18 protein-coding genes are annotated in these 23,960 nt (G+C 65.2%); 6 read left to right on the forward strand and 12 right to left on the reverse strand.

Annotated features, from left to right (window positions below; all coding sequences use genetic code 11):
- Position 1 precedes the first annotated feature (1 nt).
- From LZ012_RS10450 to LZ012_RS10460, 3 genes are all read right to left on the reverse strand, one after another.
- Positions 2-364 (reverse strand): hypothetical protein, encoded by a 363-nt coding sequence (locus tag LZ012_RS10450; RefSeq protein ID WP_275710472.1) that lies wholly within the window; start codon positions 362-364, stop codon positions 2-4.
- Positions 365-595: 231 nt separating this feature from the next.
- Complete coding sequence (locus tag LZ012_RS10455) at positions 596-1,264, reverse strand: DUF4142 domain-containing protein (protein ID WP_275710475.1); 669 nt, start codon at positions 1,262-1,264, stop codon at positions 596-598.
- A gap of 145 nt (positions 1,265-1,409) precedes the next feature.
- On the reverse strand, positions 1,410-4,391 hold the full coding sequence (locus LZ012_RS10460; protein ID WP_275710477.1) for a bifunctional diguanylate cyclase/phosphodiesterase: 2,982 nt from the start codon (positions 4,389-4,391) through the stop codon (positions 1,410-1,412).
- 176 nt (positions 4,392-4,567) lie between these two features.
- On the opposite strand from LZ012_RS10460, the gene LZ012_RS10465 reads away from it, so the two are divergent.
- Positions 4,568-5,062, forward strand: coding sequence for a VOC family protein (locus LZ012_RS10465; protein WP_275710479.1), 495 nt, complete (start codon positions 4,568-4,570; stop codon positions 5,060-5,062).
- Here LZ012_RS10465 and LZ012_RS10470 read toward each other — a convergent pair.
- The 8 genes from LZ012_RS10470 to LZ012_RS10505 form a co-directional block, all read right to left on the reverse strand.
- Positions 5,056-7,032, reverse strand: coding sequence for a PAS domain-containing hybrid sensor histidine kinase/response regulator (locus LZ012_RS10470; RefSeq protein WP_275710482.1), 1,977 nt, complete (start codon positions 7,030-7,032; stop codon positions 5,056-5,058). The two genes, LZ012_RS10465 and LZ012_RS10470, sit on opposite strands and share 7 nt — an antisense overlap.
- A gap of 252 nt (positions 7,033-7,284) precedes the next feature.
- Entirely contained in the window at positions 7,285-8,622 is a 1,338-nt protein-coding gene (locus tag LZ012_RS10475) for a DEAD/DEAH box helicase (RefSeq protein WP_275710485.1), read from the reverse strand.
- Between the two features lie 52 nt (positions 8,623-8,674).
- Positions 8,675-10,378 (reverse strand): ABC transporter ATP-binding protein/permease, encoded by a 1,704-nt coding sequence (locus LZ012_RS10480; protein ID WP_275710487.1) that lies wholly within the window; start codon positions 10,376-10,378, stop codon positions 8,675-8,677.
- A 179-nt stretch (positions 10,379-10,557) separates the two neighbouring features.
- Positions 10,558-11,184 carry a hypothetical protein gene (locus tag LZ012_RS10485; RefSeq protein WP_275710489.1) on the reverse strand — a complete coding sequence of 209 codons (627 nt, stop codon included), beginning with the start codon at positions 11,182-11,184 and terminating at the stop codon, positions 10,558-10,560.
- 77 nt (positions 11,185-11,261) lie between these two features.
- Positions 11,262-12,350 carry a tRNA (uridine(54)-C5)-methyltransferase TrmA gene (trmA, locus tag LZ012_RS10490; RefSeq protein WP_275710491.1) on the reverse strand — a complete coding sequence of 363 codons (1,089 nt, stop codon included), beginning with the start codon at positions 12,348-12,350 and terminating at the stop codon, positions 11,262-11,264.
- 102 nt (positions 12,351-12,452) lie between these two features.
- Entirely contained in the window at positions 12,453-14,021 is a 1,569-nt protein-coding gene (gene phnE, locus LZ012_RS10495; RefSeq protein ID WP_275710493.1) for a phosphonate ABC transporter, permease protein PhnE, read from the reverse strand.
- A complete protein-coding gene (locus LZ012_RS10500) occupies positions 14,012-14,845 on the reverse strand; it encodes a phosphonate ABC transporter ATP-binding protein (RefSeq protein WP_275710495.1) in 834 nt (277 codons plus the stop codon). The genes phnE and LZ012_RS10500 overlap by 10 nt, the downstream gene beginning before the upstream one ends.
- Positions 14,842-15,717, reverse strand: a complete 876-nt coding sequence (locus LZ012_RS10505; RefSeq protein WP_275710498.1) for a putative selenate ABC transporter substrate-binding protein — start codon at positions 15,715-15,717, stop codon at positions 14,842-14,844. Before LZ012_RS10505 ends, LZ012_RS10500 begins: the two co-directional genes overlap by 4 nt.
- A 308-nt stretch (positions 15,718-16,025) precedes the next feature.
- Here LZ012_RS10505 and LZ012_RS10510 point away from each other — a divergent pair, with 308 nt between their 5' ends.
- The 5 genes from LZ012_RS10510 (at position 16,026) to LZ012_RS10530 (ending at position 21,381) form a co-directional block, all read left to right on the forward strand.
- Positions 16,026-17,390, forward strand: coding sequence for a sigma-54-dependent transcriptional regulator (locus tag LZ012_RS10510; RefSeq protein WP_275710500.1), 1,365 nt, complete (start codon positions 16,026-16,028; stop codon positions 17,388-17,390).
- Complete coding sequence (locus LZ012_RS10515) at positions 17,387-19,381, forward strand: sensor histidine kinase (protein WP_275710502.1); 1,995 nt, start codon at positions 17,387-17,389, stop codon at positions 19,379-19,381. The genes LZ012_RS10510 and LZ012_RS10515 overlap by 4 nt, the downstream gene beginning before the upstream one ends.
- An 83-nt stretch (positions 19,382-19,464) precedes the next feature.
- Entirely contained in the window at positions 19,465-19,866 is a 402-nt protein-coding gene (locus tag LZ012_RS10520) for a flagellar basal body-associated FliL family protein (RefSeq protein ID WP_275710504.1), read from the forward strand.
- Positions 19,867-19,882: 16 nt separating this feature from the next.
- Positions 19,883-20,683 (forward strand): NAD-dependent deacylase, encoded by an 801-nt coding sequence (locus LZ012_RS10525; protein ID WP_275710506.1) that lies wholly within the window; start codon positions 19,883-19,885, stop codon positions 20,681-20,683.
- Between the two features lie 146 nt (positions 20,684-20,829).
- On the forward strand, positions 20,830-21,381 hold the full coding sequence (locus LZ012_RS10530) for a phasin family protein (protein ID WP_275710508.1): 552 nt from the start codon (positions 20,830-20,832) through the stop codon (positions 21,379-21,381).
- A 117-nt stretch (positions 21,382-21,498) separates the two neighbouring features.
- On the opposite strand, the gene parC is transcribed toward LZ012_RS10530, so the two are convergent.
- Positions 21,499-23,925 carry a DNA topoisomerase IV subunit A gene (gene parC, locus LZ012_RS10535; protein ID WP_275710510.1) on the reverse strand — a complete coding sequence of 809 codons (2,427 nt, stop codon included), beginning with the start codon at positions 23,923-23,925 and terminating at the stop codon, positions 21,499-21,501.
- Positions 23,926-23,960: the final 35 nt, after the last annotated feature.

The following is a 23,960-nucleotide window of genomic DNA, read 5'->3' on the forward strand; positions in this document are numbered from 1 at the left end:
CTTAAAACAGGCGACGGTGCCGAACGCGGCCCGGCGCGTGCGCGAGCAGGGTGGAGAAGACGACCAGGGTCCAGAAGGCCGGCAAGGCCATCTGCGGCAAGGCGCTGGCCAATGCGATCAGGCCCAGCTTGACGAGGACGCCGAAGCCGGCGATTTCGCGCAGATGTGCCGGTTTTGACCAGGTGTCGAGGGCCAGCATGGACAAGCCGGAGGCCACGATGACCGTGGCGCCCAGCGGCAGGCTGCCGGCGCCGAGCAGGGCCGCGCCGAAAAGCACGATGCCGACGAGGTGCACGGTGCGCAGGACCACGTTGAGCCAGCGTTTTCCGGGAAAGTCGCGGATAGGGTCGCGAGGGCGGGGCATGAGGGGTTTTCGAGTGGGCGGCGGGCCAATTCTAACCGCGCCGCCGGGCAAACGCTAAGGCCGCCCGCTGCTTCCCGTCGGGATTCCAGCCGAAGACAGGGGCACTGCTGTCGCGTCTGGCGCAGCGTGTTGGAGGGCAGTTCGCCGAACAGAGCGCGGTACTCGTAACCGGAAAGCTTTACCGCCCGGCTTGTAATCTTTGCCAGGCAGTTCGGGTTCGGGCGAGCAGGTTCAGCGCAGGGTGGCCGCCAGGCGGCGTGCTTCGGCGAGATGCTGCTGCAAGGTGGGCAGGGTCTTTTCGGCCCAGGCCCGCACCTCCGGGTCTTTCGCCTCCTTGCTGGCCTTGGTGAAGAGCTTGATGTCCTTTTCGTGGTCCTTGATCCCGACTTCCTTGATGAATTCGCGATCGAAGTCCTTGCCCGACTTCTTGCCCAGCTTGTCGAGGTCACGCTGCATGCCCATCGGCAGTTGTTCGCTGACTTCGATCTGCTTCGAACTGGCCAGCTGCTTCAGTTCGTCGTTGGCCTTGCCGTGTTCCGCCGCCAGCCTTTCGGCAAAGGATTTGACGCCGGGGTCGCTGGCCATCCGGCTCCCGGTTTGTCCCGCCTCGACTTCGAAGACGCCGCCGGCGGCTGCGTTTTTCAGGAAACTGGCATCGCTGTGGCTGAGCTTCTTGTTGGCGGAATCGGTGGCGACCTGAATAAAGTGCTGGCGAGGCGCACCGGTGCCCGTTTCCGCTCCCGGCGTCGGTGCCGGCGGGTTGGCCAGTAGTGCGCCGCCTTCGCTGCTGCCTTTGGGGGGCGGCGGTGGGGTGGCATTGCGGCGGTCGCAGCCGGAAAGGGCTGTCGCGGCGACGGTAACGGCCAAAACGCTGCCCAGAAGAATGGACTGTTGGTTCATGAAAGACTCCTTGTTCCGTGGTTGAAATGGCAGTGCGCAAAGAGCGCAAAACGCCTTTTCGAACCGGGAGCAATCGTCGTTCCGTGCGCCGAACGGCCTGGCGAAGCGTTGGCGGCAGCGCGGCCCTGCGCGCCGACCATGCCGATCAATGCAGCGACTGCCCGGCGTGCTGGCGATACCAGTGGGCGAACGCGTCGGCCGGGAGCGGCTTGCTGAACAGGAAGCCCTGGGCCTGGTCGCAGGCCTGGTCGTCGAGATAGCGCAGCGTTTCGTTGGATTCGATGCCTTCGCCAACGACTTCCAGGTGCAGCGTGCGGGCCAGCGAAATGATGGCGTTGGTGATCACGCGGCTGGTCTGGTCCCGCTCGATGCGGCGGACGAAGGATTGGTCGATCTTCAGCTTGTCGAGGGGCAGGGTGCTGAGGTTGCTCAGGCTGGAATGGCCGGTGCCGAAGTCGTCGAGCGCGATCCTTACGCCAAGGCACTTGATGTCCTCGAGGATTTCGATGGCCTCGTCGACGCTCTCCATCAGCGCGCTTTCGGTGACCTCGATCTCGAAGCAGGCGGGGTCTATCCCCGCCTCGCCGATGATGTGGCCGAGTCGTTCGGCGAAGGCGCGTTGACGGAGCTGCAGCGGCGACACGTTGATGGCGATCTTGACCGGCGGCAAGCCTTGGCTGCGCCAGAGCTTGTGCTGGCGGCATGCCTCGATGGCGACCCATTCGCCCAGTTCGACTATCAGCCCGGACGATTCGGCAATCGGAATGAAGGTGGCCGGGCTGATGTCTTCGGCGTCGTCGCCGGCCATGCGGACCAGTGCCTCGACGCCGATCAGCCGCCCGCTCTTGATGTCGATCACCGGCTGGTAGTGCAGCGCCAAGCCCTGGTTTTTCAGTGCGTGGCGAAGTTTCGCCTCGAGCGAGCGGGCTTCCTCGGCACGCTGGCACAGATCGCTGGTATAGAGTTGATAATTGGCCCGGCCGAATTGCTTGGCCTGATACATGGCGAGATCGGCAGCGTGGATCAGCGCGTCGATTTCGGTGCCGTGCTCCGGGTAATAGGTGATGCCGATCGACGGCGATACCGACAGTTCCAGCGCATCGATCCGGAACGGCTGACCGATGCTGTCGAGTACGTGCTGGGCGACGACGGTGGCGCGATCGGTGCGGTGGTCGAGGTGGGGCAGGATGATGACGAATTCGTCGCCGCCCAGGCGCCCGACCAGGTCCTCCTGCCGCGTGCAGGCGATCAGGCGCATGGCCACCTCCTGCAACAGACGGTCGCCGACTTCGTGTCCGTACAGGTCGTTGACCTGCTTGAAGCGATCCAGGTCGATGAACAGCAAGGCGCCGCGGCCATGGCTACGGCGCGCTGCCGCCAACAGGTGCTGGCCGTACTCGAAGATGAGCGCCCGGTTCGGCAAGCCGGTCAGTGGATCGTGCAGGGCCGCTTCGCGGATGCGCTGCTCGGCCTCCTTGAGGTGGGTGATGTCGAGTTGGGTGCCGATCAGTTTCACCACCTGGCCGGTATCGTCGGTGACCGGCGTGGCGCGGGCGGTGAACCAGCGATAGTGGCCGTCGCGATGGCGCAGCCGATAGTCGATGCTGAATTCCGAACCCGGTTGCCCGATATAGCGGGCTACATAGTCCTTCACACGGTCGATGTCTTCCGGGAACAGCCGCGACGTCGCTTCGTCCGAGCGGTTGTCCAGCTCATCCTCCTGGTACCCCAGCTGCTGCTTCCACATCGGTGATAGATAGACCTGGTCATTGGCCACGTCCCATTCCCAGAATCCCAGCTTGGCGATGTCGACCGCCAATTCGAGGCGGTGCTCGGCATCCCGGTGCGCCTGCGCGACCAGCGTCGCCTCGGTGATGTCCTCGACGACACTGATCGCGAAGGGGCCGGCCTCCGCGTCCTGGACCAGCGATACGGAGGCGCGTGCCCAGATGATTTGCCCGTCCTTTCTGACGTAGCGCTTGTCTACGCTGAAGGTCGATATCTCGCCGGATGCCAGCCTGGCGAACTCGTCGTTGCCGATCAAGCGGTCGTCGGGATGGGTGATCTCGGGACTGCTGCGGGCCAACAACTCGTCGCACCCGTAGCCCATGATCCGGCAAAACGCCGCATTGACCCGCAGAAAGCGGCGTTCCGGCAAGGTGAAATGGGCGATGCCGGCCGCCGCCTGCTCGAACGTGGCGCGCAATTGCGCTTCCGATTCGCGCAGCGCCATCTGCGACTGGTCGCGTTCGGCCAGGGCGCCGAGCAAGAGCAGCCAGCTTCCTCCAAACCCGAGCAGCAGCATCTGTAGCCAGAGCAGCGAACCGAGGGCCTCGTCAGCGGTAATGCCTTTGGTGTAGGCAACCGCCAGACCGCTGACGCCGGCCAATACCAGCAAGGTTTGGCGCGGCGGCAAGCGAAGCATCGCCCACAGTACCGGCGGGAACAGGAAGGTGGTCAGCGGCAGGGCTCGTACGTTCAGCGTGGCCAAGCCATGCGCCGCGATGTTCCAGACATTGACCAGGATCACGGCCAGGACCAGCGCGCCGGCCAACTCGAACGGGCGGTGCGGATACTTCACCGGCGAACGCTCACCGCCCCAGGCGAGGAGCAGCGGCAGCACGATCAATGCCCCCATGAAGTCACCCAGCCACCAGACCAGCCACACCCAGGGGTAACGGTCCCAGGGCAAATAGCCGCCCAAGGTCACGCTGAAAACTCCCACCGTCGCTGCCGGCAAGGGCGCCAGAGCCGCCACCGCCAGAATGGCGGCGGCATCCCGAACCCGCTTTACCTCGCCCTTGACGCCCAGGCGATACAGGACCATGGCGCCCACTATCGCTTCCAGCGTGTTGCCGACGGCGATTCCGGCTGCGACGGGCAGCGGGTTCCCGGCAATGAAATAGTTTGCCGCGCAGGCGCCGACGGCGATGGCGGGCCATAAACGAAGGCCGCCCAGCGTCAACGCGGCGATGGCCAGGCCGGTGGCCGGCCAGACGGGGGAAACGGTGCTGTGTATGAAGGCGACACTGAGCGACATCCCGGCGAGCGCGACATACGCCGCGATCAATCCGGCGAAGCGGAACACGTCCCTGCTCGCCATGTCGAACAATCTGCTGGTGTCCATCAAAAATAATTTGGTGATGCCGGCGCCGAAAAACCCGCCTTGGCAATCAGGGGTTGGAATGGCGGCACTCGGTATAGTTCCGGTCGCGGCAGAGGAAAAGCGGAATGCCGATTGCTGGGCAAGCCGGGCAGAACTTACGGCGGTAAGCCGGACGCTTCATCGATCGGAGAACGAAAATGGTCAGCAAGAACACGGTTTGCCTGTGGTTCGATGGCGGCGCGGTGGACGCCGCGCAGTTCTATGCCGAGACCTTTCCCGACAGCTCGGTGGGAAAGATTTATCGCGCCCCCGGCGACTATCCGGCCGGCCGGCAGGGCGACGTGCTGACGGTCGAGTTTACGGTGATGGGCATCCCGTGCATCGGCCTTAACGGCGGCCCGGCTTTCGCGCAGAGCGAAGCCTTTTCCTTCCAGGTGGCGACCGACGATCAGGCTGAAACCGACCGCTTGTGGAATGCGATTGTCGGCAACGGCGGCCAGGAAAGCGCCTGCGGCTGGTGCAAGGACAGATGGGGCCTATCGTGGCAGATCACGCCGCGCGCCCTCATCGATGCGATTGCCGACCCCGACCCCGCGGCGGCCAAGCGCGCTTTCGACGCCATGATGGAAATGGGCAAGATCGACATCGCGGCGATCGAAGCGGCCCGCCGGGGCCGTGCGCCAAATCAGTGACTCTGGTAAGTCAGATCCTCGAGATACGCTTCAACTGTTTCCATTTCCAGCGGTTTGTGCAGAACCACGATACCGCGGTCGGCCATGCTGCGTATGAGTTGGGGATCGGTGTCGCCGGTGACCAGGAGGGCCGGCAGGTCCGGTTTGACCAGTTTGCGCACGCGGTCGATGACGTCGTAGCCGGTTTCGCCGTCGGCTAGGCGATAGTCGGAGATCACGATATCCGGAACCTGCGCCCCCAACGCCGCACCGAGGACCGGACCGGAGGTTGCGGCGATCACGCGATGCCCGGCGGCTTGCAATCCCAGGGTCAGGGCCTCGCGGACCAGGCCGTTATCCTCGACCAGGGCAATGCACAGGCGCCGTTTTTCCGACGCGGCGGCGGGGTGGCTTGGCGGCGTCAGGGCGGGGCCGGGAGGGAACTCGATGGCGAAGACGGAGCCTAGTCCCGGCGACGAGCGGACGCTGATCTCGAGACCGAGCAGCTGGGCGGTCTTGGCCACGATGGCCAGGCCGAGTCCGCTGCCGCGGTTGCGGGCGCCGCCGTCGAGCTGCCGGAACTCCTCGAAGATTTCGATAATATGCTCCGGGTGGATGCCGACGCCAGAGTCCCTGACTTCCACCCAATGTTTGCCGCCACGGCGGCGGCAGGCGACCAGCACGCCGCCGCTCTGGGTGTAGCGGATGGCGTTGCTGATCAGGTTATCGACGATGCGCTTGAAGAGAACGGGATCGGTGTGCGCGGTCAGCGTGCTGGCGCGGCACTTGTAGCGGAGATTCTTGAGCTGCGCTTCCGGTTCGTGAATGGAGGCAAGGTTGGCAAACAATTCCGACACCGAAAAGGTCGATACATTGGGAACCACCACGCCGGCGTCGAGTTTGCTCAGATCGAGCAGGTCGTTGAGCAGCTCGCTCAAGCTGCCCAGGCAATCGCTCATGTTGGCCAGTATTTTCTGACCCGACGGCAAAACCTCGCCCTTTAGCAGATTGACGTAGATGCCCAGGGCGGAAAGCGGTTGTCGCAAATCATGGCTGGCGGCGGCCAGGAAGCGCGATTTGGCGATGTTCGAGTGTTCGGCTTGCTGGCGGGCTTCCTGGGCCAGATTTTCCGCATCCTTGCGCGCCGTGATGTCGATGAAGGCAGTGACCGCGCCGTCGATGCGCTGATCCGTACCGCGCAAGGGGACTGCGTTGCCCAGGACGTGGCGTGTCCGACCATCCGGATAGACGATATCGAACTCGTAGTCGGCGATTTCCTCGCCCGCAGCGGCCCTTTGCAGCGGCATTTGGTGCGGCGCCAGCTCGACGCCGTCTTTCAGGATCTTGCACCCCCAAACGCGCGCATGGTCGATCGCCGCCGGCGAGACGTTGATGCCGTCTTCCACCCCCAGCCATTGGGCGGCCAGCTTGTTGCCGGTAATCAGCTTGCACTGTGGATCGTGGGCGATCCACACGGCCGTCGGCGCGACGTCGAGCAGGGTGGCCAGTTCGTCGGAGCGCGAGCGTTCGCGATCCCGGCTCTGACGTAGCGCGTCTTCCGTATGCTTGCTGGCGGTGATGTCCCGGGAAAGGACGATGAAGCGCGGCCCCTGGCCGGGCTGCGGCGTTTTTCTGGCGACCGACAACTCGAACCAGGACAGGCCGTGGGGCAGCAGCAGTGTGAGCTGCTTGCCGGTAGAGCGGCCGTATTGGTGCGCTTCGTGCAGCGCCGCCATGACCACGGCCGCCGCCTCGGCCGACATCACGTCCGTAACCCGTCGCCCCAGGAGCCGCTCGGGTGGGGCCGTCAGCAGGTCTTCACGGGGCGCCTGATAGGAATAATAACGGCCGTCCAGGCCCAGTTCGAAGAGGAGGTCCGGTATCGCTTCCAGTATTGCCCCGAGGTTCTGCGGTTCGGTGATCAGATCGTAAGACGAGAAGGGCATATGGCGTGGCAGATGGGCGAGGTCGCCGGTGCGGGGCGGCGGCATCTCATGTCGGGGCAGCGGGCGCACGGGTACGCTTGACCCCGGAGCAGGGCTTCCGCTGATGGTTTTATGTGTTTTTTTGGGAGGTCGACACTACGGAATACGGGCATGGAGCGAAATACCCGAAATACGGTAGTGGAGGCGAAGCAGATTTCCGACGGGAAACCGATTCAGCCCATTGCGCAGGGCAGCCCAGAATCAGCGGGCGGGTGGCGATGCATCATCCGGCCAGCCGAAGCTCCCAGCTTTTGCCGGCTATCGTCCGCGCGGCTTGGCCGGTGCCTTGCGCGGCCCACCGGCGGGGCGGGAACCAGGGCGCGGACCCGGGCGGCGGGCCGGTTTGTCCGGGAAGTCGTCGAAGCCGACCCAGTTGCCGGGGGCGCCCTTGCCGCCAGCGCGGTTCTTCGGCTTTTTGGGCTTGGCCGGAGCAGCGGCCGGGCCGGTCGCCGGCACGCGGTGGGTTGGCTCGAAGCCGGGCTCCTCATCACGGCTCAGGCTGCTCTTGAGCAGGGTTTCGATGGCGCCGAGCAGCGGGGCTTCGTCGGCGCAGACCAGGGAAATCGCTTCGCCGCTGGCACCGGCGCGGCCGGTGCGGCCGATACGGTGGATGTAGTCCTCGGCGACCAGCGGTAGGTCGAAATTGACCACCTGCGGCAGGTCGTCGATATCGAGGCCACGTGCGGCGACGTCGGTGGCGACGAGGATTTCCACTTCCCCGGCCTTGAAGGCTTCGAGCGCCTTCAGGCGGGAGGCCTGCGGACGGTCGCCGTGGATGGTGTCGGCGGAAATCTTCTTGGCTTGCAGGCGGCCGACCAGTTCATCGCAGCCCCTCTTGGTCTTCACGAAAACCAGTACCTGGCCCCAGCCCCGGTCCTTGCGCATGAACAGGAAGAGGTCGGTCTTGCGCTTCTTGTCGCAGGGCACGACCCATTGGGTGACGGTCTTGGCCGCCGTGTTGCGCGGGCTGACCTCGATGGACAGCGGGGCGCGCAGGCGGGTCGTGGCCATGCTGCGGATTTCGTCGGAAAAGGTGGCCGAGAAGAGCAGGGTCTGGCGCTTTTTGGGCAGGGCCTGGAACACGATGTCGAGGTCGTCGGCAAAGCCGAGGTCGAGCATGCGGTCGGCTTCGTCGAGGACCAGGGTCTGCACCTGGCGCAACTTGACGGCATTCTTGGTGAACAGGTCGATCAGCCGGCCCGGCGTGGCGACCAGAATATCGACGCCGCGGCGCAGGCGCATCATCTGCGGATTGATGCTGACCCCGCCATAGGCCGCGTAACAACTGACGGCCAGGTGTTCGCCGTACTGGCGGAAACTGCTCATGACCTGCTCGGCCAGTTCGCGCGTCGGCACCAGCACCAGGGCGCGGATGCTGTTGCTGGCGACGGCTTCCTCGCTTTCGCTCAGGCGTTGGAGCAGGGGCAGGGCGAAGCCAGCCGTTTTGCCGGTGCCGGTTTGCGCCGCCGCCATCAGGTCGCGCCCGGCCAGCACGGCGGGAATGGCCTGCGCCTGGACCGGCGTCGGGTCCTGGTAGCCAAGCGATGCTAGGGCCTGGAGTAGCGGCGCGGAAAGGCCGAGCTGGGAGAAGGTCATGGCGGGCGGGGCGAGGTGCGAAAGGGCGGATTCTAACCCGCCGACCGCCAACTCAATGCTCGAAACGGTAATCGGCAGCGGCCAGCGTCCGCCAGGCGCTGCAGCCGTCGAGTTCGAGCACCTGCGTGTGGAACTTGAGGATGGTCGTGCGGTGGCCGACGCTGATCACGGTGGTCTGCGTGTCGAGCAACTGCTTGTAGAGATTCGTTTCGTTGGTGATGTCCAGCGCGCTGGTTGCTTCGTCGAGGATGGCGAAGCGGGGCTTGGTCAGCAGCAGGCGCGCGAAGGCCAGGCGCTGCTGCTCGCCGACCGACAGCAGTTTCGGCCAGTCCAGTTCGACATCGAGGCCGCCGACGCGGTGGGCGAGGTTGGGCAGGCTGACCCGCTCCAGTGCGGCGAGCAGTTCGTCATCGGATGCCGGCAGGGCGGCATTGGGATAGAGCAGCTGGCTGCGCAGGCTGCCGAGCACCATGTACGGCTGCTGCGGCAGGAACAGCATGTCCTGCGGCGCCGGCCGCCGGATGGTGCCGGTGCCGGCGTACCACAACCCGGCCACGGCGCGCAGCAGCGAGCTTTTGCCGCTGCCGCTCTCGCCGACGATGAGCAGGCTTTCGCCGGGTCTGACGGTTAGCGACAGGTTCTGGATCAGGACGCGCTCGGCGTCGGGGGTGAGCAGGGTCAGGTCGTCGATTTCCAGATGCGGCGCCTCATCCGTATTGATAGTGTCGCCACGGCGCAGGTCTTCACCCGTATCGGCCGGCAGGCATTTGGCCAGCATGTCGAGGCGATCGATGCCGGCGGCGAAGCGGCTCAGGCCTTCGAAATTCTCGATGATCAGCGAAATGGCGCCGAGGACCGCGGCGAAGGCGCCCGCCGCCTGCACGGCGCGGCCGACCTCCATTTCGCCGGACAGCACGTTGTCGGCGATGATGGCGCTGGGAATGACCAGGGTGAGCAGGAAATAGCCCTGCTGGAACAGGTTGAGCCAGAACTGGGCGGTGACCAGCCGTTTGAAATTGCTGAAGGCCGCTCCGAAACGTCGTTTGACCTGGCCGAGTTCCAGTTCCTCGCCACGATAGAAGGCGATCGACTCGGCATTCTCGCGGACGCGGACCAGGCTGAAGCGGAAATCCGCCTCGCGCCGCAACTGGTTGAAATTGAGGTTCATCAGCCGCTGCCCGAAGACGAAAACGACCACGCAGGTGCCCATCGAGGCGTAAAAAACGAGGAAATAGACCAGTTCGTGCGAAATCGACCACAGCACGGTGCTGAAAGCAATCAGCTGCAGGGTCGAACTGACGATGATGAGCAGGAAATACAACGAACGCTGGGTGAAGGTCGAAATGTCCTCGGTCATCCGCTGGTCCGGATTGTCGATGGCGAGGTTGGCGTTGAGTTCGTAGAAACGCCGATTGCCGAAGTAGCGGTCGAGAAAGCGCCCGGTCAGCCAGCGTCGCCAGTAGATGCCCAGCGTGTCGCGGACGAAGAAGTAGAAGGCATAGACTGGAATGGCAAAGGCAAGCAGGCCGAGGCACAGCTTGATCGAATTCCAGAAGCGTTCTTCGTCCTGGGCGGCCAGCGCCGAGGTGAATTCCCCGGTCTGTTCGTTGAAGAGGACGGCGAAATGCGTTTGGCCGAACAACAGGATGACGAGCAGGGCGATCAGGCCCCACGCCCGCCACTTTTCCTCATGCCGCCAGTACGGCGTGGCGAGTGCCCAGAAGCGCTTCCACAGCTGGAGATTGGACGGGGTCATGGGGTGCCGGCGGGTTCGTTGATTCGTCTGGTTCTCGGGAAGGCGCTGGACATGGCGGAACGAACGGCCTCAGCGTACCGCAAGGCAGCCGGAAGCCGGATCATTCATACGGGATGTTTTACACCTCGCCCTGCGGCGGCGCAAGCCGGGGCGGATCACGTCAGCGAGCGATCAGGCGGTCAGGCGAATTTTTTCTGGTGCGCTTCCACGGCCCGCAGGCGGGCCGCCTGTAAGCGGTCCATGACCGCTCCGGACAGTGCTTCACCATCGTCGTGGACCTGGGCCAAGGCATGCGCTTCGAGTGCCTTCAGGCGGGCCATCAGCAGGCGGACGCGGGCCGTTTCGGACGGCGCGATGGCGCTGCTGTCACCGTCATCTTGGTGGTCGGTATCCTTGACCAGCCGGGGACGGCTGTAGAACTGGTGCAGCGCCAGGTCGTCGTAGTCGGAATGGCCTTCGTCATTCTGCTCGGCATTGCGCTCGGTGCCGCGTGCCGGGTTGCCGTCGGCGATCCGCGCCTTCTTGACCAACGCCAGCTGCTGACGTTCGGTGCGCGACAGCAGGGTGGCCGGAATCGCGGCTTTCTTCGCCTGCTTGATCTTCTTGGCGGCGCTGAGCTTGGCCGCCGGATTGAGCGGCGCCAGCAGTTCGGTGACCTGCGCCGGCATCGGGATCGGCGTGATCGTCACATCGGCGTGCGCAGCCGTGGCATCGACGAACGAAACCGTATCCTCGGAGACTGGCTCCGCTGCCTGAACGGTCAACGAGAAGAGCGTAGCGACGGCTACGGCGAACAAACGGCGCACAACGTGAATCCTCAATGAAACTACCCGTATTTTAGCATCTGTCGGTCATTTTCGCCGGCTCCACTTGGGCTGCGGGGTCAGCGACGCTGGAGCACCACACCGCACTCCAGATGGTGGGTATAGGGAAACTGGTCGAATACGGCGGAAGCGGTGATCCGGTGGGTGTCGTTCAGCGCCGCGACGTTGTTGCGCAAGGTTTCCTGGTTGCACGAGATGTACAGGATGCGGTCGAAATTGCGGGCCAGTTCGACCGTGGCGTCGTCGAGGCCGGCGCGCGGCGGGTCGACGAACAGCGTGGCGTGGCGGAAAGCGTCGAGGTCGATGTCCTTTAGGCGCTGGAACTGCTCGCGACCGGTCAGGGCGGCGCTGAATTCCTCGGCCGACATGCGGGCCAGAGCGATATTGTCGATGCCGTTGGCGGCCATGTTGTACTGCGCGGCATGCACCGAGGTCTTGCTGACTTCGGTGGCCAGCACCCGCTCGAACAAGGGGGCCAGGGCCATGGTGAAATTGCCGTTGCCGCAATACAGCTCGACCAGATTGCCGCCGAAACCCGCGGCCTGCTGGCAGGCCCAGGCCAGCATCTGGCGATTCACGCCAGCATTGGGCTGAGTGAAGCTGCCTTCGACCTGCTGATATTTCAGGTGGCGGCCGTTCAATTCGAATTCCTCGAGCAGCCAGTCGCGGTCGATGACGATCTTCTGGCCACGGCTGCGGCCGATCAGCTGTATGCCGAGTTCGGCGGCGAGTGCGCGGGCGGCGCTTTCCCAAGCATCGTCGAGCGGGCGGTGGTAGATCAGCGTGACCATCAACTCACCGCTCAGGGTGGCGAGGAAATTGACCTGGAACAGCCGGCGGCGCAGGGCGTCGCTGGGGATCAGCTGCTCCCGCAGGCGGGGCATCAGGGCGCAGATGGCTTCGGCGGCCGGCGGAAAGGTGGCGAGCCGGATTTTCTGCTTGGGGTCATCCGGGTCCGACATGGTGTAGTCGAGGCTGTCGCCGTCGTGCCAGATGCCGAATTCGGCGCGCATGCGGTAATGGTGCGGCTCTGAAGCGTGCACCGCCGTGCCGCTGACTCCGAATTCGGCAAAGTTCTGTTCGAATCCGGCCAGCTTGGCGGCCAGTTGGGCGGGGTAGTCGGCAATATCGAAGGTGGGCAGCGGCATTTTTCTACGGGCAATGAAGCGGTCGGGCGGCGGATTTTCGGTATCGCCGCACAAAGGAGGGCGAAATATACGCCGGTCTGCCCCCAAACGGGAGATGCCGCTTCAGCGCATGCGTTGCCGCAGCCAAGCGCTGCTCTGGTCGACGGCGATGGACAGGGCGAGCATGGCGATGATGACGGTCGATGCCTGCGCGTAATGGAACAGCGACAGCTCGAAATACAACAGTTGCCCCAGGCCGCCGGCCCCGACGAAACCGAGGATGGCCGCCATGCGGATATTCATCTCCCAGCGGTACAGCGTGTAGGCAATCAGTTGCGGCGCGGCGCCGGGCAGCGTGCCGTAGAGAAAGGCCAGGCCGTTGCCGGCCCCGCTCAGGCGCAGTGCCTGGCCGGGTTGTTGTGGAGCATTGCTCAGTGCTTCGGCGTAGAGCCGGCCGAGGACGCCGGACGTATGCAGGGCCAGCGCCAGCGCCCCGGCAAAGGGGCCGAGACCAACGGCCAGCGCGGTGATTGTCGCCCACACCAGTTCCGGCACCGAGCGCAGGGTGTTGAGCAGGAAGCTGAACGGGGCGCGCGGCTTGGGCAGGGAGAGGAGCAGCCCGGTGCCGGCGGCGAGCAGGGTGCCGACGACGGAAATGGCCAGGGTCTCCCAGACGCCCTTGCCGACGCGGGTCAGCCATTCGGCGGAAAGGTCGGGCGGGAAGAAGCTGGCGGCGAATTCGCCTATGCTGCGCGCCGCATCGGCCGTGAACAGTTCGCCGAAGCCAAGTTCGAGCAGGCCGAAGCTGGCCGTGATGCCGCCGACCAGCGCCAAAGCAACGAGCAGGCTGCGCCAGCCGAAGGGCGAGGGCCGACCGGCCGGCGGGGTGTCGAGGGCGCGGCGTAGCCACCCGGACAGCCCGTCGGCGGAAAAAACCAGTACCATGAAGGCGAGCAGGATGCTGGCCGCTTCGCCGCCGTTGAGCATCTTCATCGCCTGGTCCATCAGCTGGCCGAGGCCGCCGGCCCCGACGAAGCCCATGACCACCGAGGCACGGATGGCGCATTCCCAGCGGTAGACGGTGTACGAGGCCAGTTCCTTGGAGGCTTGCGGCAGCAGGCCGTAGAGGATGGCCAGCGGCCGGCCGGCGCCGGTCTGGCGCAGGGCGCGGGCCGGCGTGGCATCGACCGATTCGAGAATTTCAGCATAGACCTTGGCCAGCATGCCTCCGTAGGTCAGGCCGAGCGCCAGCACGCCGGCCGCCGGGCCGAGGCCGAAGACGCGCACGAAGACGAGGGCCCAGACCAATTCGGGAATGCCGCGCAGGATGGTGAGCAGGCTACGGGTGAGCGGATTGAGCGCCGGCCGGTCGCGGCCGGCGGCGGTCGCCAGATAGGCCAGTGGCACGGCGAGCAGAAAGGCCAGCGCCATGCCCGCCGTCGCGATGGCCAGGGTTTCCAGCGTCGCCTTGCCGAGATAGCCGAGGAATTCGTGGCCGGTTTCGGGCGGCAGGAAGGCGGCCAGGAAATGGCCGATAACCTTCAGGTTGCCCGGATCGAACAAGGCGCCGGGCTTGACTTCGGCGGCCTGGAACAGGGGCCAGAGGATTATCAGCGCGGTCAGAACGCCGAGCAGGCGGCCACGGGCGGCCGGGTCGCTTGTGGCGTGGTTGTCGGCGGTACTCAGCAACATGCGGCGCGCGTCGCCGCGTCGTTGGCGGCCGGTTGCGACAGAAAGTGCGGCTCATGGGCCTGCACCGGCAATTCACCCCCTTCGCTGGCGTAGAGGTCATGCAGCAGGGGCATGCCGACCTGGTCGGCGGGCAGGTCGAAGGCGATGCGCCCGGCCTTGACGCCGACAATGCGCGAGAAATTGCCAAGGGCCAGGTCGACGGCGTGCAAGCTGGCGACCAGCGTGGCGTTGCGTGCTTCGGCGTCGGCGATGAGCAGGCGAATGGTGGCCAGGGCCAGGGCCGGGTCGAGGGCGGAAACCGGCTCGTCGGCAAGGATCAGTTGCGGCTGCTGGTAGAGCACGCGAGCGATGCCGACGCGCTGCAACTGGCCGCCGGACAACTGGTCGCAGCGCACGAACAGCTTGTCGGCCAGGTCGAGGCGGGCCAGCGCAGCACGGGCGCCGGCGATATCGAGCGGATAGAGCAGCGAGGCCAGCGACTTCCAGGCCGGCCACTGGCCCAGCTTGCCGGCCAAGACGGCGGTGACCACGCGCTGCCGGCCGGGCAGCGGCGGCGCTTGATGGATGGTGCCGATGCGTGGGCGTACCCATTTGGCGGCATGGCCGCCTGGTGTCGTACCGCCCAGCGGGCAATCCAGCACTTTGCCCTGGCCTGCAGTTGGCGTCAGCGCCGTGCCGAGCACCGACAGCAGGCTGGTCTTGCCGGCGCCGGACGGGCCGACCAGGGCGATGCGTTCGCCCTGGCTGGCCTGCAGCGAAATGTCGGCCAGCGCCGTAAAACCGTTGGCGTGGGTCAGCCCCACGCCGTCCAGCGTAAAACTCACTTGAGCAGACCGGCCGAATGCGCTGCCTTCTCGATGCCTTCATAGTTCTCCTTCTTGGTCGGGATGAACTTGGAGGCACGTTGCAACTGCATGATCTCGGCGTGTTCCGGGTTCTTCGGGTCGAGCTTGAGGAAGGCGTCGGTCAGCTTCTTGACGACGACCGGGTCGAGGTCGCCGCGCACCGTCCAGTTGTAGTCGAAGTAGGGCGGGGTGGTGGCGAAGACGTGGACCTTGTCGGTATCGACCTTCTTGGCCTCGACCAGCTTGTCCCACACCGAGGCGTTCAGCACGCCGGCATCAGCCTTGCCAGCGGCGACGAAGGCGACGGTGGCGTCATGGGCGCCGGAGAAGGCGACGTTCTTGAAGTCCTTTTCCGGATTGAGGCCGGCCTGCTGCAGGAAAAAGCGCGGCATCAGGCTGCCCGACGTGGACGACGGCGCGCCGAAGGCGAAGGTCTTGCCCTTGAGATCGGCCAGCGACTTGATCGCCGGGTCGGCGGTGACGAATTTGGAGGTGAACTTGGCGTCCTCTTCGCGCTGGACGATGGGGATGGCTGTGCCGTTGGTGCGGATCTTGGCCTGCACGAAGGTGAAGCCGCCCAGCCAGGCGAGGTCGATCTTGCGGGTGGCCAGCGATTCGACGACCGCGGCGTAGTCGGAAACTGGCGTGAAAACGATCTTCATGCCGGTCTGGGCTTCGAGGTACTTGCCGAGCGGGGCAAACTTGCGTTGCAACTCGGTGGGCGCTTCGTCGGGGATGGCCGAGACGCGCAGGACGGCGTCGGAAGCGATGGCGGGGAAGGCGAGGGCCGAGGCGAAGGCGCAGGCCAGCGCCCCCTTCAGCGCCCGGCGGCGCATGCTGGATGGGGTCATGTAAAGCTCCGATTTTTACGACAACCGCCGCCGTGCGGATATCACGGCAGCTTACAAGGCGCCGGGGCGCCACCTGTTACGTGCGGTACGCAGACCGCAAGCCGGCATTTTAGCCGTATTACGGGACAGCAAGATCGAGGCCATCGCTGCCGGGCGGTGCAGCGGCGCTGGATGGCCGTGCGCCGGTCCGGTCGGGGCGGCACGGGTGGGACATTTTGTCCCGGCGCCGACGGACAAAGTGACGCACCTGCCAGACGGCAAGGCATGCGAAAATCGCGGTAAATCAAACGATAAAGAAGCTTGGGGACATGGAAGAAAGCCTGGTCGGCGCCAACGAAGCGCCCTGGTCGCAATATTCGGTACTGGTGGTCGATGACGAGCCGGGCATGCTCAGTTTCCTGCAGCGCGCCTTGAGTACGCGCTGCGGTCTGGTCGATTGCGCCGACAGCGTCGAGGCGGCACGGCCGATGCTGCAGCGCAACCGCTACGACCTGATCGTGCTCGACATCGCGCTGCCCGGTTGCTCGGGCATCGACTGGCTGCACGAGCTGCGCCAGGACGGCTATGCCGGCGACGTGGTGCTGATGACCGCCTACGCCGATCTGGATACCGCCATCGACGCGCTGCGCGCCGGGGCGGCCGATTTTCTGCTCAAGCCCTTTTCGCTGGCCTTGGCCCTGAACGCCATCCAGCGCTGTTTCGAGCGCTCGCAACTGGCCCGTGAAAATTTCGTGCTGCGCCGCGAGGTCAGCACCCATGCCGCCGATATCGATGGCGTGGTCGGCCAGTCCGAGCTGATGCTCAAGGTCTGCGACCGCCTCAAGCGCATCGCGCCGACGCCGGCCACGGTGCTGCTCAGCGGCGAATCGGGCACCGGCAAGGAGGTCGCCGCCCGCGCCCTGCATCGCATGAGCAAGCGTGCCGACGGGCCGTTCGTGCCGGTCAACTGCGCCGCCATATCGGCCGAGCTGATCGAATCCGAACTGTTCGGCCACATCAAGGGCGCCTACACCGGCGCCCAGCAGAGCCGCGAAGGCCTGTTCTACTACGCCCGCGGCGGCACGCTGTTCCTCGACGAGATTTCCGAACTACCGCCTGCCGCCCAAGCCAAGCTGCTGCGCGTGCTGGAAGAACGGCGTATCCGGCCGGTCGGTTCGGAGCAGGAGGTGGCCGTGGACGTGCGCGTCATCGCCGCGACCAACCGCGACCTGAAAACTGAAGTCGCCGCCCAGCGCTTTCGCCAGGATCTCTACTACCGTCTGCAGGTGCTCGAAGTGACCCTGCCGCCATTGCGTGAGCGGCCGGAGGATATCGCGCTGCTGGTCCGCCATTTCATCGGGCTGCTCGCGCCCAGCCTGGGTGTGCCGCCGTTGGCGCTCGATCCCCGTACACTGGCCCGCATGGCCGATTACGACTGGCCGGGCAATGTGCGCGAATTGCGCAACCTGGTCGAACGCTCGCTGATCCTCGGCTGGTTCGATATCGGGCCGGAGCCGGAGGTCGGCAATATCGTCCCGGCGCCGGCCGGCACCGACGAAACGCTGGTCGCCGTCGAGAAGCGGCACATCCTGGCCGTCCTCGCCGCCTGCGACGGCAACAAGTCGGAAGCCAGTCGCCGCCTGGGAATTTCCCGCAAGACCATGGACCGCAAGTGCCAGGCCTGGGGCATGTGATCCTTCCCGCCCGGCGCTCGATCCGCACGCGCCTGCTGTTGCTGGCGCTGATCCCGCTCGGCGTCGTGCTGCCCTTGATCATGGCCGCGCTGGCCTATTGGGGCGGTAATTACTTCGACCGCCTGCTGGTGACCAAGGTGCGCAGCGATCTGGCCGTTGCCCATGGCTATTTCGAGCGGGTGACCGAGGGGGTGGGGCGCTCGGTGGCCAGCCTGGCTGTTTCCGACAAGGTGCTGCGCGCCGTCGGTCGCCATGGCGGGCCGCCGTCGCCCGATGTCGCCAACCTGCTCGGCGCCATGCTGGCCGAGCGCAAGCTCGATTTCCTGCGCTTCCTGGACGTCAATGCCGCCCGCCGGGCTGGCGGACAGTGGCCGGTTGTCGCCTCGGCCCTGGCCGGCAGCGAGCGGACGGAAACCGAGGCTTTTTCCGCCGCGCAACTGGCCGCCATCCGCCCGGAGCTGGCCGCGCAGGCGCGGACGCCTCTCGTCGCCACGCCCAATGCCAAGTCGGACGGGCGCGAGGTCGAGGATGGCGGCATCGTCATCCATACGGCGGCGCCGGTCTTCGATGCCGCCGGCCGCCTGATCGGCGTGCTCGAGGGCGGGGTCCTGCTCAACAAGAACCTCGACTTCATCGACAACATGAATGCCATCGTCTATCCGGACGGCGCCTTGCCCTTCGGCAGCGCCGGGACGGCGACGCTGTTCCTCGGCGACGTGCGGGTGGCGACCAATGTCCGGCTGTTCGGCGAGACGCGGGCCATCGGCACCCGGGTGTCGGCGGCCGTGCATCAAACGGTGCTCGACCAAGGCAAGACCTGGCTCGACCGCGCCTTCGTCGTGCGCGACTGGTACGTTTCGGCCTACGAGCCGCTGCTCGACGGCCGCCAGCAGCGTATCGGCATGCTCTACGTCGGTTTTCTTGAAGAACCTTTCGTCCGTGCCCGCTGGCAGGCCTTTGCCGCGGTGGCCGGTGTCTTCGTGCTGGCCATGCTGCTGGCCGGCGCCTTCGCGGTGCTTTCGGCGCGCCGCGTCTTCAAGCCCATCGAGCGCATGCACGCGACGATGACGGCCATCGAGCAGGGCGATCTCGATGCCCGGGTCGGCAATGTCGAGAGCGAGGACGAGCTGGGGGCCATGGCCGCCCACTTCGACCGCCTGCTCGACCAGTTGCAGGCCCAGGCCGAGTCGCTGAAGCGCTGGGGGGCTTCGCTCGACGCCAAGGTGGCCGAGCGGACGGCCGAACTGGAGCGGGCCGTGGCCGACCTTAAGGCGGCGCAGTCGCAACTGGTGATGAACGAGAAGCTGGCCGCCATCGGCCAGCTAACGGCCGGCGTGGCGCACGAGATCAACAATCCGATCGCCGTCGTCCAGGGCAATCTGGACGTGCTGCGCGACGTGCTCGGCCCGCGCGCCGAACCGGTGGCCAATGAAATCAAGCTGATCCACGAACAGGTCCAGCGCGTCCGGCTGATCGTCGCCAAGCTGCTGCAATTCGCCCGGCCGCAGGATTACGTCGGTTACCTCGAACCGGTCGACACCTCGGTGCTGCTCCTGGACTGCCTTCTGCTGGTGCGCCACCTGCTCACCAAGGGCGATATCGCCATCGAGCAGCATGTCGATTCGACGCGGCGCATCGTCTGCAACAAGAACGAGCTGCAGCAGGTCATCATCAACCTGTTCGTCAATGCCATCCAGGCCATGCCCAAGGGCGGGGTGCTTAAAATTTGCGTCGAGGACTGGGACGAGACCGACATGCCGCTCGGCATTCGCCTGATCGTGACCGATTCCGGGCCGGGCATCAGCGAGGCCGATCTGGCGCAACTCTTCAAACCCTTCTTCACGGCCAAGAAACCGGGGGGCAACGGGCTTGGGCTGTGGGTCAGCCAGGCGCTGGTCGAGCGCTACGGTGGCCGGATCACCGCCCACAGCACGCTCGGCAAGGGCGCCAGCTTCACCGTCTGGCTGAAGCTCGAGCCGCAGGGGCTGTGAGCGCATGCCGGTAGCAATTTTCATGTTGAGGCGGTATAAACCACGCTTCAGCCCATGTTTTTGATGTTCGATTGAAGTTTTCCATGTCCCTTACCTATCGCGTTTGCAAAACCCTCCTGGCGGTCGGCGTCATCCTGCTGACCAGCCTGTTTCCCTTAGCCGCTTCGGCCAACGACCATGGCGGTGGCGGGGCGCCGGAGCCGATGGTGTTCACCTTCAATCTGGGCGACAGGGCCTATGTGCAATTCGGACTGATTTTCGAGACCGGATCGCCTGAAGCGGCGCACGAGCTGGTTGTTTATCGGCCGAAGATCCAGCACGAGATCATCCTGCTGATGTCCGGCAAGGAGGAAGCACATCTGCGGACGCTGGCCGGCAAAAAGGAATTGATCGAGGAGGTCATAGAACTGGCCAACCACATCATCCATGAGGACAGGAAAGATGGCGTCAAGGAAGTGCTGTTCACCAAATTCCTGATTCAATGACGGGATTGTCGCTGCCATGAGCCACGACCAGGGCACCGAAGCAGCCATCGCCGCCGTCGCCCGCCATCTCGCCCGGGCGAAACGGGTGCTATTCATTACCGGGGCCGGCATTTCGGCTGATTCCGGCCTGCCGACTTACCGCGGGGTGGGCGGCCTGTACGACAGCGAGATTACGGCCGAAGGGCTGCGCATCGAGGAGGCGTTGTCCGGCGAGGTATTCGCTGCGCGGCCCGACATAACCTGGAAGTACCTGATCCAGATCGAAGAGGGCTGCCGGGGCGCCCAGCCCAACGCCGCGCACCGGGCCATCGCCGTGCTGCAGGAGCACCTCGAGCGGGTGATGGTGTTTACGCAGAACGTCGATGGCCTGCACCGGGCGGCGGGCAGCCGGGACATCGTCGAGATTCATGGCAATCTGCAGGAACTGGCCTGCACGGTCTGCGCCCATGAAGAGGCGGCCGGCGACATGAGCGGGCGCGAGGTTCCGCCGCGCTGCCCGACCTGCGGCGGGGTCTTGCGGCCGAAAGTGGTGCTCTTTGGCGAAGCACTGCCCGAAGATGAGCTGGATCGCTTCATCGACGCTTTCCAGGGAGGCTTCGACATGGTGTTCAGCATCGGCACCTCGAGCATCTTCCCCTATATCACTCAGCCGGTGGTCTTCGCCGCGAGCAGCGGCATTCCCACCGTCGAAATCAATCCGGCCCGCACCCAGTTGAGCGATATGGTCGATTTTTATCTGCCGCTCGGGGCGGCCGATGCGATGACCCGCATCCTTGGCGAACTGGGGCTGGAAGTGCCTGCCAGCGGCGCGCCGTAAAGGCGGTTGCATAAACGCCACACACTGATTTTGTGCGCTGCACAAAAGGTGTTGACATCCGGATTCGGGTGAATAGAATAAAGTCATGCTGCAGCGCAACATGAAGTGGGCGGCAAATAAATCACCCCAACCCCAGGAGAAATACCATGTTCACCAAACCCGAAGATTTCGCCAAGTCCGGCCTCAATTTCGCCCTGTTCTTCGCCAACACCACCTTTGACGGTGTCGAGCGTCTGGCCCTGCTGAACCTGGCTGCTACCCGTTCGGCTTTCGAAGCCTCGATGTCCAACCTGAACACCCTGCTGGGTGCCAAGGACGTCCCGTCCTTCGTCGCCATCCAGAAGGAACTGGCTGCCCCGTCGCTGGAAAAAGGCATGGAATACTCGCGCAACGTGATCGCCATCGCGTCCGAAACCAAGGACAAGATCGCCAAAGAAGTTGAAAGCAAGGTTGCCGAAACCAACGCCAAGGTCTCCGGCCTGGTCGAAAAGGCCCTGGAATCCGCTCCGGCTGGCTCCGAAGTTGCTGTCGCCGCCGTCAAGTCGGCCATCAAGACCGCCAACGAAGCCTACGAAGGCCTGAACAAGGCTGCCAAGCAGGCTGCCGAAGTGGCTGAAGCCAGCGTTGCCGCTGCCACCAGTGCCACCCTGAAGGCCGCCAACGTCGCCGCTCCGAAGGCTGCCAAGAAGGCTGCCTAAGTCGCGGAGCAGGACGAACAGTCGCAGTTGGTCTGCGGCTAGCAAAAAAAGCCCTTGGCAACGCCAAGGGCTTTTTCTTTGCCCATATTTCGCTAAACCGGGCGCTTGCCCCGGTTTTTACTTGCGCGGCAGCCTGACCGGTTTGCCCTTGCCGCCGCGGTTGCCGCGGCAGACTTCCAGGCGTTCGCCCTTTAGCTTGCCGGCAACGCCGTCGACCACCGGAATGATTTCCTCCAGCGCCGTCTTGCCCGGATTGGCATCGATCAGCTTGAGGCCGCGCCCCTTGGCCAACTGGCGGATTTCCTCGACGGCAAAGACCAGCGCGCGGCCATCCCGGGTGATGCAGGCGATATCGCCTGCAGCGGGAGCGGGCTGGAAAATGGCCGGGGCTTCGCCGTCGCCGAGGGTCAGGAAGCCCTTGCCGGCCTTGCCGCGCGACAGGAAATCCTCGCCCTTGGCGCGGAAACCGTAACCGCCATCGCCGGCGACCAGGTAGAACTTGTCGCTGGAAACCGCCAGGGCCAGGCACAGCTTGCCGCCGTCCTGGAAATCGACCAGCGAGGTGGCCGGTACGCCGTCGCCCTTGCCGCCGGGGATGTCGGCGGCGGGGATGGAGTAGGCGCGGCCGAGATGGTCGAGGATGATCAGCGCATCGACGGTGCGACACGGAATGCAGGCGAGCAGGCTGTCGCCGGAGCGGAAGGTGAGCTGGGTAGGGTCGATGTTGTGGCCCGAGCGTGAGCGCAGCCAGCCGTGTTTCGAGACGATCAGCGTGGTCGGTTCGTCGGGAATCGACAGGCTCTTGGTGTCGGACAGGGTGACCTTGGCATCGGCTTCGATCAGTGTTCGACGGTCGTCGCCGTATTTCTTCGCATCGGCCTCGATTTCGGTGGCGACGCAGGCGCGCAGGGCGTCTTCGGAATCGAGCAGCTTGTTCAGGCCGGCCGCTTCGTCGCGCAGTTTGGCCAATTCCTCGCCGATCTTGATGCCTTCGAGGCGGGCCAACTGGCGCAGGCGGATTTCCAGGATGTCTTCGGCCTGGATGTCGGACAGCTTGAAGTGGGCGATCAGGTCGGCCTTGGGGTCGTCCGATTCACGGATGACCTTGATGACGCGGTCGATGTCGAGCAGGATGGCCTGCCGGCCTTCGAGGATGTGGATGCGCTTTTCGGCGGCGGACAGGCGATGCCGGGTGCGGCGCTCGACGGTGGTCAGCCGGAAGCGGCACCACTCGGCGATGATCGAATACAGCGAGGCCTGGCGCGGCGCACCGGCGACGCCGAGCACGGTGAGGTTGATCGAGGCGTTGGTTTCCAGGCTGGTGTGGGCGAGCAGCAGGCGGACGAGGTCGTCCTGGCCCTGGCGCGACGAGGCCGGTTCGATGACCAGGCGGACATCGTGTTCCTTGCCCGATTCGTCGCGCACGCCGGATTCCGAAATGGCCGACAGGAAGGCGGCCTTGAGGTTGAGCTGTTCCGGCGTGAATACCTTCTTGCCGGCTTTTTCCTTGGCCACTGGATTGGAACAGGCTTCGATTTCCGACATCACCGTGGCGGTGGACACGCCCGGCGGCAGTTCGGTGATGACCAGGCGCCACTGGCCGCGGGCCAACGGTTCGATCTTCCACTTGGCGCGCACGCGCAGGCTACCGCGGCCGCTGCGGTAGGTGGCGGCGATTTCCTCGGCCGACGAAATGATCTGCGCGCCGCCCGGGTAGTCAGGGCCGGGGATCATGGCCAGCACGTCGTCCTCGCTGGTTTCCGGATTGCGGATCAGGTTGACGGCAGCGTTGGCTACTTCGCGCAGGTTGTGGGCCGGGATTTCGGTAGCCATGCCGACCGCGATACCGGACGCGCCATTGAGCAGGCAGAAGGGCAGGCGGGCGGGGAGCAGGCAGGGTTCGTCGTTGACGCCGTCGTAGTTCGGCTTCCAGTCCACCGTGCCTTCATCGAGTTCGGACAGCAGCAGTTCGGCTATGGGCGTCAGGCGGGCTTCGGTGTAACGCATGGCGGCGGCGTTGTCGCCGTCGCGCGAGCCGAAGTTGCCCTGGCCATCGACGATGGGATAGCGCAGGCTCCAGTCCTGCGCCATGCGCACCATGGCGTCGTACACCGACGAGTCGCCGTGCGGGTGGTACTTGCCGATGACGTCGCCGACGACGCGCGCCGATTTGACGTGCTTCGGGCTGCGGTACAGGCCCATGCGGTGCATGGCGTACAGAATGCGGCGCTGCACCGGCTTCTGGCCGTCGGCCACCGAGGGCAGGGCGCGGCCGGTGACGACGCTCATGGCGTATTCGAGGTAACGGCGGGCAGCGTAATCGGCCGGCGGCGGAATGTCGTCGGCCGGGCCGCTGGCGGCCGGCGGCAGTTCGGGCGGCTCGTTGCCGCACAGCACGTCGTCTTCGCCGGCTGGTTCGAGCGGGGCGGCAAGCGGCTCAGCGGGAGAATCGGCAGAGGCGGCAATGGCCGGCGGCGCAGTCTCCGGAGCGGCTGCTGGCTGCTCTTCGGCGTCCGGATTAAAAAGGTCGAATTGGTCGTTCATTACAAGCTTCGGGGTCAATTTTCGGTCGGGTGCGA

Origin of the sequence: Dechloromonas hankyongensis, from assembly GCF_022012295.1 — a bacterium.
GTDB classification, from domain to species: Bacteria; Pseudomonadota; Gammaproteobacteria; order Burkholderiales; family Rhodocyclaceae; genus Azonexus; species Azonexus hankyongensis.